The organism is Hymenobacter sp. B81 (assembly GCF_044628455.1).
Lineage (GTDB): Bacteria > Bacteroidota > Bacteroidia > Cytophagales > Hymenobacteraceae > Solirubrum.
Genome location: NZ_JBIYZW010000002.1, coordinates 539,149 through 552,206, shown reverse-complemented (window position 1 = coordinate 552,206; position 13,058 = coordinate 539,149). Strand labels below are relative to the sequence as shown.

The window sequence follows — 13,058 nt, the reverse complement described above, 5'->3', positions numbered from 1 at the left end:
TGCCGGGTTTCCTATCCGGCTCAGCGGCTGGGCCGTTTGGTCGGTGCTCATTAGGACGGTCTTCTATTCAATTTCTCTACTTGTTGCTCGCGCATTTCCGCCCGTTTAAGCCCTTCACCATCTACTAGCCACCTTCCGCTTCGCCCCCTAGCTTCGGCGTAGCGTATAGCGCCTGAAAACGCGCTTTATCCTCCGGCAGCTCCCGCGCATCAGGCCCGGCCGGCTGCCGAATACCAGGAAGTATTCAGAAGTTCTGATCTTTCGCACAACTTAAGTGGGTCGGGTTTCGAACACTAGACCACTTTTACTCCCCGGGCCGCAACAAAATTCTGCCGGCCTCCATATTCATCCCGCAGGCCCGCCCGAAACGCGGTGCGCATCGGTCTGCAATTTTCAGCTAACTCGCCGCCCGTCAGAAATACTCAAAGCAGCCCGGCGGCGACCCTTTTCAACATGAAGAGAAACCACGATTCGGACGCCCCGCGCCCGCAGCGCGACCCGGCCCGCCGCCGAGAGCAGGCCGCCCCGGCCGCCATCAACAAGACCCTGGTGTTTCGCGTCTTCGCCGACAACCCGGGCAAAGTGTTCAACTACCGCCAGCTGGCCCGCCGCCTCGGCGTCACCACCAAGGAACAGCGCGACGAAGTATTCGAGGTGCTCAAGGGCCTCAAGAAAAGCGGGCACATCGCCCTGCTGCAAAACGACGACTACCGCCTGGTAGAGCTGTCCGGTCGCGGTCCGGCCCCGGCCGGTGGCCGTGAGCCCCGGGGCCGCCAGCCGCAGGAGGGAGGCGAAGGCGCCGGCGGCTACCAGCCCCGCCGCCAACGCCCCGTCGAAAGCCCGGCCGATGAGCTGTCGGAAGGCCCCATCGTGCACCGCCGCCGCTCGGCTGGCTTCGACCTGCCCGGCACCACCGACCGCAGCCGCCGCCCCGGCAGCCTGCGCGGGCAACGCCTGCCCGAAGGTCCCACCATCACGGGCACCGTGGATCTGGCCAACACCAAGTTCGCCTTTATCGTGAGCGACGAGCTGGCCGAAGACATGCGCGTGTTTACCGACCGCCTGGCCTTTGCCATGGACGGCGACACCGTGCGCGTGCGCCTGGGCCAGAACCGGGACGGCCGCCCCACCGGCGACGTGGTAGAGGTCATCGAGCGCGTGAAAGAGGAAGTAGTGGGCCGCATTCAGATGCAGGCCGGCTTCGGCTTCGTGCAGCCCGACTACAAGAAGCTGTACTTCGACGTGTTTGTGCCGCCCCACGCGCTGGGGGAGGCCCAGAACGGCGACAAGGTGCTGGTCAAGATCACCGAATGGCCTACCGAAGCCGGCCGCCAGCCCGTGGGCGAGGTGGTGCGCACCTTCGGGCCCGCCGGGGGCCACGAGGCCGAAATCAACGCCATCATGGCCGAGTACGGCCTGCCCTTCGAGTTTCCCGAGGAAGTAGAAGCCGAGGCCAACGCCATTCCCTCCGACATCAGCCGAGAGGAAATCGGCCGTCGCCGCGACTTCCGCGCCATCACCACCTTCACCATTGACCCCGTCGATGCCAAGGACTTTGACGACGCCCTCTCGCTGCGCACGCTCGAAAACGGCCACTACGAAATCGGCGTGCACATTGCCGACGTGAGCCACTACGTGCGTCCCGGCACCCGCCTCGAGAAGGAAGCCAAGCACCGCGCCACTTCGGTGTACCTGGTCGACCGCACCATCCCGATGCTGCCCGAGCGCCTTTCCAACGGGCTCTGCTCGCTGCGCCCCCACGAGGACAAGCTCACGTTCTCGGCCGTGTTTGAGCTCGACGAGAACGGCAAACTCTACGACGCCTGGTTTGGCCGCACCGTCATTCACTCCGACCGCCGCTTCACCTACGAGGAGGCTCAGGAGCGCATCGAAAGCGGCGAGGGCGACTACGCCGACGAGGTGAACCTGCTCAACCGCATTGCCAAAAAGCTCCAGGCCGAACGCTTCCGCAAGGGCGCCATCAGCTTCGAAGCTCCCGAGGTCAAGTTCAAGCTCGACGAGGAAGGCAAGCCGGTGGGCGTGTTCATCAAGGAGCGCAAGGACGCCCACAAGCTCATCGAGGAGTTCATGCTGCTGGCCAACCGCAAAGTGGCCGACTTCGTGTTCCGCCTCAAGCCCCGCAAGCCGCGCCTGACGATGGTGTACCGCACCCACGACGCGCCCGACCCCGACCGCCTCGAAAGCTTCGCCCAGTTTGCCCGCCAGTTCGGCCACGCGCTGCACTTCGACGAAAACACCAACGTCAGCAAGGAGCTCAACAAGCTCACGGCCGAGGTGGAGGGCAAGCCCGAGCAGTCGGTGATTCAGGCCCTGGCCGTGCGCGCCATGTCCAAGGCCATCTACACCACCGAGCCGCTGGGCCACTTCGGCCTGGCCTTCGACCACTACTCGCACTTCACCTCGCCCATCCGTCGCTACCCCGACATGATGGCCCACCGCCTGCTCGAGCACTACCTGCACGGCGGCAAAAGCGCCGACGCCACCGAGCTGGAGGCCGACTGCAAGCACTCCTCGGAGCGCGAGAAGCGGGCCGCCCAGGCCGAGCGCGCCAGCATCAAGTACAAGCAGGTCGAGTTCATGGCCGAGCACGTGGGCGAAACCTTCACCGGCGTCGTGTCGGGCCTCACCGAATGGGGCATGTACGTGGAGATGGGCGAAACCAAGAGCGAAGGCATGGCCCGTCTGGCCGACATTCCGGAGGACTACTTCGAGTTCGACAAGGAGAACATGCGCATCATCGGCCAGCGCACCGGCCGCATTATCAAGTTCGGCGACAAGGTCGAGGTCATCGTGAAGGCCGCCAACCTGCTCGACCGCACCATCGACCTGGAGCTGGTGACCCCCGCCGGCGGCACCAACCAGCGCCGCGAGGGCCGCAGCAAGTCCGACGGCTACGCCGGCCGCAACCGCCAGGGCGACGACCGTCCCCGCGGCGGCGGCCGCCCCGGCGGCAAGTCGGGCGGCAGCAAATCCGGCGGCAGCGGCGGCGGCAAGAAAGGCCGCAGCGGCTTCCACCGCTAAGCGTGTGACTTCAGACAGCAAAAAAACGCCCCGTCAGTTTCCTGATGGGGCGTTTGGTTATCGAGTTGCGTAAGTGTGAGGGTTCTTCAGTCACTCAAATGCTATAGGTATGGTCATAGAACAATCAACTGACTTACCTCCCTTTTTGCCGGGGGAAAACCCATTTAACTGATTAATCAGCTCAATGGCGGCTTCATCGTAACGAGGATCCAGCCCTCTTCCAGGAGCCACATGTGCGTTAGCAACCTGGCCTGTTGTAAGCACAACGAACGTCACATAAACCTTGCCGCGTAGTCGTGGCCCTTTGGGCCTTTTGAGGTTCTTGCGAATAAATTGCCGCATGGCTTCTGTGCCCCCAGGATACGTGGGCATTAGATCCACATAAATGAACGCTGGCTTGACTCCTTCGGTACTGGCTGAATCTCCCTTCATCGGCTTAACCAATGCAGCAACGTCGGCCTTTGGGGTAGTCGTTGGTGCAGGCGTCTTCGACTTTGGCGTGGCGGGTGCCACGGGACCACTCGTGCGCGGCACCCAGTTGTTGTGCGAGCGTTGCGCCGCTGCTACCGTGGGCAGCGAAAGCACCAATAGTGCGGTAAACAACGGTTTAAATTGAAAAGGCATGAGCAGATAGCGGAGCGTTAGGTTGAATGGAAGGGCGAATAAGTTGGCTACGTAGAAATGCCAACGTTGCCGCCGTTCCAGAAGTATTACCAATTATAATCGGCTCTGCGTGAGTAAGCCTTGGTTCAAGGATGCAGGTCTGAACAGTCCGCGCCCCAAGAGCCGCAGCCGGGGTGGTCGACCGCCGTTGCTGACGCCCGCCCGGCTACCCTGCCAGCTCCGCGCCGGCAGGGTCGTTTGGGTTTTAGCCCGGCGCACTTGCGCCGTTTTTCGCGAAAAGTCCCGGCACCGGTCACAGTCGTTCCGGCACTGGATTCAATCATTCCGGCACCGGTCACAGTCGTTCCGGTACCAGACGCAATCGTTCCGGCATTGGTCGCAATCCTTCCGGCCCCGGCCCCGCTGCTTCCGGCACTGGTTTCAGTCGTTCCGGCCCCCGCCGCGGTCGTTCCGGCTACGGACGCAGTCGTTCCGGGTCCGGTTAGCGGCTTCGCCTACCGGAATTCCACCGGCAGCGTCACCTCGATGTCCGCCGGCTGGCCGTTGCGCTTGCCGCCCGTAAACCCCCGCAGCCCGCCAATCAGCGCCGTGGCCGCCGCGTCGTAGTCGGGCGTCAGCCCGTTGCCTGGCCGCACGTGCGCCCCCGTCACGGCCCCCGAGGCCAGCACCGTAAACGTTACCCGCACCGTGCCCGACTGCCGCGGACCCTTCGGCCGCCGCAGCTGCTTGCGCAGGTACTGGTTCAGCGCCTCCATGCCGCCCGGGTACTCCGGCATCACCTCCACGCTATAGCCCGCCCGCGCCGCGGCCGTCGGGTCAACGGCTGGAGTAGGCGCCGGCTCCTGGGCCGGTTGGAGCTGCTCCTGCGGCTTAGCTGCCGGGGCACTGGTACCGCTCGTGGTGGGCACCCAGTTGTTGTACGAGCGTTGCGCCAGCACCCGCCCCGGCAGCAGCAGACCCAGCAGGCCCACGGCCCCCACACTCAGCACATGTAGTAGCATCCGCATAAGCCAAAGATAGGAGCGAGGTGCCCCCTTGTTTTCTCCTAACGCCATCCGCCCGCATTCCGTGTCCCGATACAATGCCGCCGCGTTGCCAGGGTCTCTCTTCTGCCTTTGGGGACGGGGCCGGCGTGAGCCCGCGCACCAACACAAAACCGCCCGCCCCTTGTTGCTTGCAGCCCGGCGCCCCCGCGTCCGTACCTTGCACGTCTTCCTACCGTTGCCCCATTCCGTGGACCTTTCCGTTTTCTCCGGCGCCCTCACCGCCGCCCTGGCCGACCTCCAATACGGCCAATCCCCCCAGGAGCTCTACGAGCCCATCCGCTACAGCATGAGCATGGGTGGCAAGCGCATTCGCCCCCTGCTCACCCTGCTCGGCGCCCAGCTCTTCACCGACCGCTGGCAGACCGTGGCCCTCAAGCCCGCTCTGGCCGTCGAGGTCTTCCACAACTTCACCCTGCTCCACGACGACATCATGGACCAGGCCCCGTTGCGCCGCGGCCAGCCCACCGTGCACGTCAAGTGGAACCCCAACACGGCCATCCTTTCCGGCGACGTGATGCTGGTGCGCGCCTACGAGCTGCTCTTCGACATCGAGCCCGCCCTCTTGCCCGAGCTGCTGCGCCGCTTCAGCCAAACCGCCGCCGAAGTCTGCGAAGGCCAGCAGCTCGACATGAACTTTGAAACCGAGGCCCGGGTCAGCATCGCGCAGTACCTCGACATGATCCGCCTCAAAACCGCCGTGCTCCTAGGCTTTGCCCTTGAGCTGGGCGCCCGCCTCGGCGGCGCCTCTCCGCAGGATGCCGACCACCTGCGCCGCTTCGGTACCGACATCGGCCTGGCCTTCCAGCTGCGCGACGATCTGCTCGACGTCTATGGCGACGCGGCCACCTTCGGCAAGCGCGTCGGCGGCGACATCGTCAGCGACAAGAAGACCTACCTGCTGCTCACCGCCCTGGAAGCCGCAAACGAGACCCAGAAAGCCACGCTCAGCCAGTGGATGGGTCTGAACTCACCCGAAACCGCCGAGGCCAAGGTGCGCGCCGTAACGGCCGTTTACGACCAGCTCCAGGTGCGCCCCCGTACCGAGGCCCTCATCAACGACTATTTCCAGGACGCCCTCGCCCACCTCGACGCCGTGCAGGCCCCCGCCGCCCGCAAAGCCCCCCTGCGTGCCCTGGCCCTGCAGCTCATGGAGCGCGAAAACTAACCCCGCAGGTTCAGCTAGAGTGTGGGCACAGCCCATTAAACTGGCCGTCATGCTGAGCGAAGTCGAAGAATCTCTACCGCTTCTCTGTTCCATAGAGGTGCTTGGCTACACCGACCCTTCGTCCGACGGACCTCGGATAAAGCCCGACCCTCCGCCTAACTTCTGGCCCAGCTCTCCCAACGCTTTATAGCCGCTAACCCCACCGAATACCCGGGGCGCCGCTTTCCACCCGCGCCTCGTTCCCTCACCGCTGAGCTTCTGCCCGGCCCTTCCTCCCGCTCATGCACCTCGATGCCGTCCTTATCCTGATTGGCGTAACCTGCGCCGCCTCCATGTACGCCTGGTCCAACCCCGGCCTCACGGAAAGCTGGATCATGTCGCCCTACCTCGTGCGCAAGCGCGGCGAGTGGTACCGCTTCATCACCTCCGGTTTCCTCCACGCCGACATTGCCCACCTGGCCTTCAACATGCTCGCGTTTTACTCGCTGAGCCAGCCCGCCCGCTACTACTTCGCCGACGCCTTCGGCCCCACCGGCGGCCTGCTGTTGTTCCTACTGCTCTATCTCGGCGGCATCGTCATCTCCGATGTGCCCACCTACTTCAAGCACCGCGACGACCCCGACTACCGCAGCCTCGGCGCCTCGGGCGGCGTCTCGTCGGTCATCTTCGCCAGCATCCTGTTCGAGCCCACGGCCAAGCTCATGGTGTTTCCCATTCCCATCCAGATTCCCGCCTTCATCTGGGGCGTCCTGTACCTGGGCTATACCTACTACCAGTCCCGCCGCATTGCCGCCGACGGCATCAACCACGACGCCCACCTCTACGGCGCCCTCTACGGCATTGTCCTCACCCTCATTGCTTTACCTCAAACCGGCCTGCTTTTCCTCCAGCAAATCCTGCAATTTTTGCAGTAACAGCATAATTTTCAGTGAGTTAACGCATAAGCTCCGCAGCAATTATATCCATTGCCGAATGCTTGCGTAAAGAGTGGCAAATTCCTTCCCCCACACCTTCTAAACGCAACCATTCACCATGAACCGCGCTTCGCTCTCCAACACTTTCCGCCCGCTCCTGCTGCTGGCTCCCATGTTTGCCCTGGCCCTGAGCAGCTGCTCCCGCCGCACCAGTGGCGGCAGCATGACGCTGTGGGGCGGCATCGTCTTCATCCTCGACGTGCTGGCCGTGATTGACGTGCTGCGTCAGCCCTGGTCACTCGGCAAGAAGCTTATCTGGATTGCCGTCATTTTCTTCCTGCCCGTCCTCGGTTTAATTCTTTACTACCTCTTTGGGCGCGGCAAGTCCTAAACTCCGACTTGATGTTCAACGCAAAACGGCCCGGTGTTTCGCACACCGGGCCGTTTGCTTTTCGTGCCCGTCCGGGCAACTCAGTTGGGCTTGCTAGTTGGGTCTGCTGCCGCCCAGTAGCTTGTTCTTTTCCAGCCGGGCCACGTGCTTGAGCATCTCGCCCATGTTGGTTACTTCCGTCACCTGCCAGTAGTCGCCCCGGTCGCGCATCTTCACTTCCAGTACCATCGTCGTGTCGAACTTGGGTTGGGTAAACTCCAGCCCCACCAGCGCTACTTCGCCCTGCTCGTTCACGTACTTCACGCCCTTGAAGCTGCTCTCAGGGCTCACCACCTTGCTGGCCAGCCCCGCCAGCGACACCTTCACCAAGCGCTTGGGCGAGCTTTCGGCGGCGCCCTCCAACGAGCCCGTTTCCACGAAGCGCTGCATCTCCTTGCGGGCCGCCTTAGCCAGTTGCGGCTTGGCCAAACCCAGCGCGCCCTTGGCCAGGAAGCCCGCCGGGTTCAGCATACCCAGCACGCTGCTCTGCGCCGTCACCTGGTCTACCAGGCTGCCGGTTACGCTTTCCACGTTCACGTATTTTTCAAACGCGGCTACGTCGTGGTCGTGCACAGCCTTCACGGCCTGCCCCAGGGCATACTTGGGCCCCGTAGTGATGCTGTGGTAATACCAATAGCCACCGGCCACCACCGCCAGCAGCAGTAAGCCGATCAAAAGCTTTTTCATGGGTTGAAGGGGTTAGGATTCCGGTTTCAAAAGTATCCGTTTGTGCCCCACCCTCGGCTTCCCGTCGTCACTCACCGGTGCATTCTTTCCGTTCGGCACCCGCGCCGGCGCGGCAACCGGGCCTGACTTTCCGGGCTTCGCAGCCGCCGGCCAACGCCTGAAGTGCCCACTCCGAAGCCGATTTACGTGTAGGATCGAGGCAAGGGCCGCAACCCCCTGGTTGCACCAACCTGTCTGCTTTCGGCGTACACGCAGTATGGCCCCCGTTTCCCCCGCTTTCACCCCGCGCCTCGTGCCCCGCGTCTATGGCCACCGCGGCTGCCGGGGCCTGCTGCCCGAAAACACCCTGCCCGCGTTTCTGCACGCCCTGCAGTGGCCCATTTCCGGCTTGGAGCTCGATGTAGTACTGTCGGCCGATGGGCAGGTGGTGGTTTCGCACGAGCCCTGGCTCAATCACCTTATCTGCCGGGGCCCCCAGGGTGAGTTGCTCAGCGAAGCCGAGGGCCGGGCCTTCAACCTCTACCAGCAACCCTACTCGCGCATCCGGCGCTGCGACTGCGGCCAGTTGCGCCACCCGCGTTTTCCCCGGCAGCAAACCCTGTCGGCCCCCAAGCCGCTGCTGCGCGAAGTACTGGCGGCCGTCGAGGCGCACGCCCGGCAACGGACCCTGCCGCCCCCCGAATTCTGCATCGAAATCAAGAGCACACCCGTCGGCGACGGAGTGTTTCATCCTGCCCCGGAGCCCTTCGCTGCCGCCGTGCTGGCCTGCCTCACCGAGCTGCGGCCCGCCTCGCCCATCACCTTGCTTTCCTTCGATCATCGGGTGCTGCAGGCCCTGCGCCGGCAGGCCCCGGCGTGGCCGCTGTGCCTGCTCATCGAAGACCATCAACCCGTCGCTGAGCACCTCGCGCAGCTCGGCTTTCAGCCCGATTCCCTGGGCATCCACCACCCGCTGATTGATGCTCCGCTGATGCGCTTTTGCCAGCAGCACCAGCTGCCCGTCACGGCCTGGACCGTGAACACCGCCACCGAGGTACAACGGCTCACCGCGCTGGGCGTACAGGCCCTGACCACCGACTACCCCGACCTGGTCACGGCTGTACTCGGTCTGTAAAATCCGCTCTCGGTGGTCTTACGCACCCTGCCTCCTTATAAGGAACCGGGCAAGAATCTTTAAGACTTTTCTCTGCTCAATACGGGGCCAGATTTTACAGCCGATCAATCAAACCCGTTGTTGGAGGCTACTCCGCGCCCATTCCTGCCTTCTGTTGGGTGAGAAGATGTAGTTGGAAACTGTAAAGCGAACAGGGTTGTACCGATACATCTGTAACTGTAACGCTTGATGTGTAACGGTGTATTGTTGTAACAGTTGTTCGGATTGGTGTAAATGATACAGTTTGGTGTTTTGTATCTTCGGACATTTCTGTCATCTTTACACCCTGCTTCGTAATACACCTGTAAATGACACACCAAGGCGAAATCCTGCAAGAAGCCATCAAAAACAGCGGTATTTCCATTAGCCGGCTGGTGCAGGAGCTCGGTATTACACGTCCTACCATTTACCGTAAATTCAAGGAGACAACCCTTGATTACAATTTTGTTAAGAGAGTAGGTGAGGTGATACAGCATGACTTTACAAATGATTTTGATACACCTGTTCAGTCTCAGCTTCCATTTACACTGCCCGCTGTTACACAGCCCGCATCTGTTCGCAATATAGTGTTACAGCCTGCTGATCAGGACTGTACGAAAGCCCTGATGGCACTCCAAGCCAAGTACATTGCCCTGTTGGAAGCCTACAATGAGCTACTGTTAAAACTGTACGCCCCTAAGTGACCGGCCTATGTTTCACGTGGAACATTCAAGGCTCCACGTGTAAAATATGAGCCTCTGCTAGCTGATCAATAAGGTTCCTGATTGGTCGTATTTCAACCCCAGGACAGTATCCATTTAAGCCTCTTACTGCAGCCGGGTGGTAAGACGTTGGCCCATATAAAACGCCGGTAGGCAATGGCTCAAATGGGTTAGAAAAGAGTGAGCCGCCTCAGCCTTAAAACTTAGTCGTAGTAGCGACAGTAAGGTGACAGTAGGTTGTGGAAAGCGCCTGGAGGAGTAGCCAGCCCTCGGTGTAAGCGAAAGAGTGTGGCTGCGCCACGGCCTCGCATGTCCGGTGTAGTATGATGCCGAGCCCCGGGTTCAAAACCGTAGTCAGACCCAGTTCGGCCCGGGGCGACAGCGAGGGGGAGCACAAATCCTGGCAAGCGCGGAGACGGGTGAAAGAGCCGGGTCCGGGTAGGGGAGGGGCAAAAAAAAGCCTCGCTCCGGGGAAGGCGAGGCTCGACGTAAAACGGAGTAGCTGGGCGCTACAGGAACACGATTTCCTGAATGAGCTGTTCGCCGACTTCCTTGTTGATGACCTCCGCCACTTTCGACTTAGCCATGAACAATTCGTGCTTCAGCGGGGAGGACGTCAGGCGCACGAACAGCTTGCCGTTGCGGAAGTACACCTCCTGGGTTTTGAGCGCCACGGCCCGACCCATGATTCGCTCCCAACTCGATACCACGTACACCTCGTTGAGCTTGCCCTGCAGCCGGTAGGCCTTGAGCAAAGCCTGAATTCCGTCTTTCAGAGGAACGATGTCCGCCTGGCGGGAATTCTCAGATTTGGTGCGGTTGTTAAAGGCCAAAGTGGTACAATAATGCGCGGAGCGAAGCGCTGAGCAGCACCGGCAAAGGTACGGCCTGACCTGCCTTAAACGGCTGCGACGGTGCCTTGTTCTACCCGAAAACGCGCAATCTGATCTGACAGCCCCGCCAGTACCCGATCGGTCCGGTCGAGGTGGGTATCGGTCAGGAAAATCTGCCCGAAGGTGTGATTGGCAACTAGCTGCAGCAGCCGGGTAATGCGCCGCTCGTCCAGCCGGTCGAATATGTCGTCGAGCAGGAGCAGGGGCTTGTGTTGTTTGCGTTCGGCCATTACCTCGAACTGGGCCAGCTTGAGGGCAATGGCAAACGACTTCTGCTGCCCCTGCGAGGCGTAGTGCTTTACCGACAGCCCATCCATCAGGAACACGTAATCATCCTTGTGCGGCCCCACAGTAGTGCGTTGAAGGGCCAGGTCCTTGCGCTCGTTGGCGCGGAGCAGGGCCGCAAAATCGGCACCGGGCAGCTGACTCTTGTAGTCAAGCGACACCTGCTCCCGGCTTTCGGCCAGCTCGGTGTAGTGCCGCTGAAACACGGGAATGAAGCTAACTAGGAACTGCTCCCGCAGTTCCGTCAGTCGTTGCCCGGCCGGTACGAGCTGCTCGTCGAGCACCTGTAGGTAGTCACGGTCGAAGCTATGGCGCTCGGCAAACTGCTTAAGCAGGGCATTGCGCTGCCGCAGCAGGAAGCTGTACTGGATGAGCAGCTCCAGGTAGCCGTGGTCGAGCTGCGAGATAAGGCTGTCGAAGTACTTGCGCCGCTCCTCGCTGCCCTGCCGGATTATATCGGTATCGTAGGGGGAAATCAAGACCACCGGGAACCGCCCGATGTGGTCGGCCAGCCGCTCGTAGGGCTGCTTATCGTGGGTGAGAACCTTCTTCTGGCCCTGCCGCAGGCTGCACTGGATAAGCTCCGCCTGGTTATTGGGCCCTAAGAACTTGCCCTTCACCAGAAAGAAGTCAGCATCCTGCTTGATGCACTGCGCGTCGGCGGCCGAGAAGGCACTCTTGGTGAGCGACAAGTAATGGATGGCGTCGAGCAGGTTGGTTTTACCGCTGCCGTTCTCGCCCACAAAGCAGTTGATATGCGGCGAAAACTGCAGGCTGGCCTCGTCGTAGTTCTTAAAGAAAAGCAGGTGGAGCGAGTCCAGGATCATGCGGGAAGGGCGTTTCGGAGTTGCAATGCTTTTACGTACTTTCGCATTCCAAAACGCGAACAAGAACAGCTACCAATGGCGGATACGAAAGTAAAGGCTGCCTCGAAGGCATCCAATTCGGCTGGCAAAGCGAAGGCCACGTCTAAAAGCCCGGTTTCTAAAACCAGCCGAAAGGGCCCGGCGCCCACTTCGCAGCAGCAGCCCGAACCCGTAGAAGCCGTGCAGGCCAACGCCGAGCAGGCCGCCGGTGGCCGCGAAAAAGACACCCAGGTGTCGGACGCCCGGGGTTCCTTCTCCAAGGAAACCTACATGACCTGGTTTGAGAGCATGCTGCTCATGCGCCGCTTCGAGGAGAAGGCCGGTCAGCTCTACGGTCAGCAGAAGATTAAAGGTTTCTGCCACCTCTACATTGGGCAGGAAGCCTGCGTGGCCGGCGCCATCTCGGCCCTGCGTCCCGGCGACAAGTACATCACCGCCTACCGCGACCACGCCCACCCGCTGGGCCTGGGTACCTCGCCCAACGCCATCATGGCCGAGCTGTTTGCCAAGCAGACGGGCTGCTCGAAGGGCAAGGGGGGCTCCATGCACCTCTTCGATAAGAGCGTAAACTTCATGGGCGGCCATGGCATTGTGGGCGGGCAGGTGCCCATGGGCGCCGGCATTGCCTTTGCCGAGAAGTACAACAAGACCGGCAACCTGTGCATCTGCTACATGGGCGACGGTGCCGTGCGTCAGGGGGCCCTGCATGAGGCCTTCAACATGGCCATGCTGTGGAAGCTGCCGGTCATCTTCGTGGTAGAGAACAACGGCTACGCCATGGGCACCTCGGTGCAGCGCACTTCCAACGTGACCGACCTCTACACCATCGGCGAAGGCTACGACATGCCCTCGGAGCCAGTGGATGCCATGCAGGTGGAAGAGGTACACAACGCCGTAGCCCGCGCCGCCGAGCGGGCCCGCGCCGGCGAAGGCCCGAGCTTCCTCGAGTTCAAAACCTACCGCTACAAGGGCCACTCCATGTCGGACCCAGCCAAGTACCGCACCAAGGAAGAGGTGGAGGAGTACCGCATGCGCGACTCCATCGAGAACGTGCGCCAGACCATTCTGGAGCAGGGCATGGCCACCGAGGACGAGCTGAGCGCCATCGACGAGAAGATCAAGGCCGCAGTGGCCGAGTCGGTGGAGTTTGCCGAGAATTCGCCGTACCCGCCCGCCGAGGAGCTGTACCGCGACGTGTACGTGCAGGAGGACTATCCTTTCATCCGCGAGTAGTAACCACGCCCGCCACTTG

At 61.8% G+C, this 13,058-nt stretch carries 12 protein-coding genes; 7 read left to right on the top strand and 5 right to left on the bottom strand.

Annotated elements, in window-relative coordinates; genetic code table 11:
• The first annotated feature begins 453 nt into the window (after window positions 1-453).
• Entirely contained in the window at window positions 454-3,042 is a 2,589-nt protein-coding gene (gene rnr / locus ACE191_RS13495; protein WP_400192757.1) for a ribonuclease R, read from the top strand.
• Window positions 3,043-3,132: 90 nt separating this feature from the next.
• Here rnr and ACE191_RS13490 read toward each other — a convergent pair whose 3' ends face one another.
• The gene (locus tag ACE191_RS13490; protein WP_400192756.1) at window positions 3,133-3,666 is read right to left on the bottom strand and encodes a TonB family protein; all 534 of its coding nucleotides are present in this window, start codon (window positions 3,664-3,666) and stop codon (window positions 3,133-3,135) included.
• Between the two features lie 494 nt (window positions 3,667-4,160).
• Complete coding sequence (locus ACE191_RS13485) at window positions 4,161-4,673, bottom strand: energy transducer TonB (protein WP_400192755.1); 513 nt, start codon at window positions 4,671-4,673, stop codon at window positions 4,161-4,163.
• 226 nt (window positions 4,674-4,899) lie between these two features.
• On the opposite strand from ACE191_RS13485, the gene ACE191_RS13480 reads away from it, so the two are divergent.
• The 3 genes from ACE191_RS13480 to ACE191_RS13470 all read left to right on the top strand — a co-directional run bounded on the left by ACE191_RS13480 (window position 4,900) and on the right by ACE191_RS13470 (window position 7,182).
• On the top strand, window positions 4,900-5,877 hold the full coding sequence (locus ACE191_RS13480) for a polyprenyl synthetase family protein (protein WP_400192754.1): 978 nt from the start codon (window positions 4,900-4,902) through the stop codon (window positions 5,875-5,877).
• A 281-nt stretch (window positions 5,878-6,158) separates the two neighbouring features.
• Window positions 6,159-6,791: a rhomboid family intramembrane serine protease gene (locus ACE191_RS13475; RefSeq protein WP_400192753.1), complete on the top strand. Its 633-nt coding sequence runs from the start codon at window positions 6,159-6,161 to the stop codon at window positions 6,789-6,791.
• 118 nt (window positions 6,792-6,909) lie between these two features.
• Window positions 6,910-7,182, top strand: a complete 273-nt coding sequence (locus ACE191_RS13470; RefSeq protein WP_400192752.1) for a PLD nuclease N-terminal domain-containing protein — start codon at window positions 6,910-6,912, stop codon at window positions 7,180-7,182.
• Window positions 7,183-7,275: 93 nt separating this feature from the next.
• Here ACE191_RS13470 and ACE191_RS13465 read toward each other — a convergent pair whose 3' ends face one another.
• On the bottom strand, window positions 7,276-7,908 hold the full coding sequence (locus tag ACE191_RS13465; protein WP_400192751.1) for a DUF2939 domain-containing protein: 633 nt from the start codon (window positions 7,906-7,908) through the stop codon (window positions 7,276-7,278).
• Between the two features lie 292 nt (window positions 7,909-8,200).
• On the opposite strand from ACE191_RS13465, the gene ACE191_RS13460 reads away from it, so the two are divergent.
• Window positions 8,201-9,022, top strand: coding sequence for a glycerophosphodiester phosphodiesterase family protein (locus ACE191_RS13460; RefSeq protein ID WP_400192750.1), 822 nt, complete (start codon window positions 8,201-8,203; stop codon window positions 9,020-9,022).
• A 347-nt stretch (window positions 9,023-9,369) separates the two neighbouring features.
• Window positions 9,370-9,744 carry a hypothetical protein gene (locus ACE191_RS13455; protein WP_400192749.1) on the top strand — a complete coding sequence of 125 codons (375 nt, stop codon included), beginning with the start codon at window positions 9,370-9,372 and terminating at the stop codon, window positions 9,742-9,744.
• A 527-nt stretch (window positions 9,745-10,271) separates the two neighbouring features.
• On the opposite strand, the gene ACE191_RS13450 is transcribed toward ACE191_RS13455, so the two are convergent.
• Complete coding sequence (locus ACE191_RS13450) at window positions 10,272-10,595, bottom strand: DUF721 domain-containing protein (protein ID WP_400192748.1); 324 nt, start codon at window positions 10,593-10,595, stop codon at window positions 10,272-10,274.
• Window positions 10,596-10,660: 65 nt separating this feature from the next.
• A complete protein-coding gene (gene recF, locus ACE191_RS13445) occupies window positions 10,661-11,767 on the bottom strand; it encodes a DNA replication/repair protein RecF (RefSeq protein ID WP_400192747.1) in 1,107 nt (368 codons plus the stop codon).
• A 219-nt stretch (window positions 11,768-11,986) separates the two neighbouring features.
• On the opposite strand from recF, the gene pdhA reads away from it, so the two are divergent.
• Window positions 11,987-13,039: a pyruvate dehydrogenase (acetyl-transferring) E1 component subunit alpha gene (gene pdhA, locus ACE191_RS13440; protein ID WP_400192746.1), complete on the top strand. Its 1,053-nt coding sequence runs from the start codon at window positions 11,987-11,989 to the stop codon at window positions 13,037-13,039.
• The last annotated feature ends 19 nt before the right edge of the window (window positions 13,040-13,058 follow it).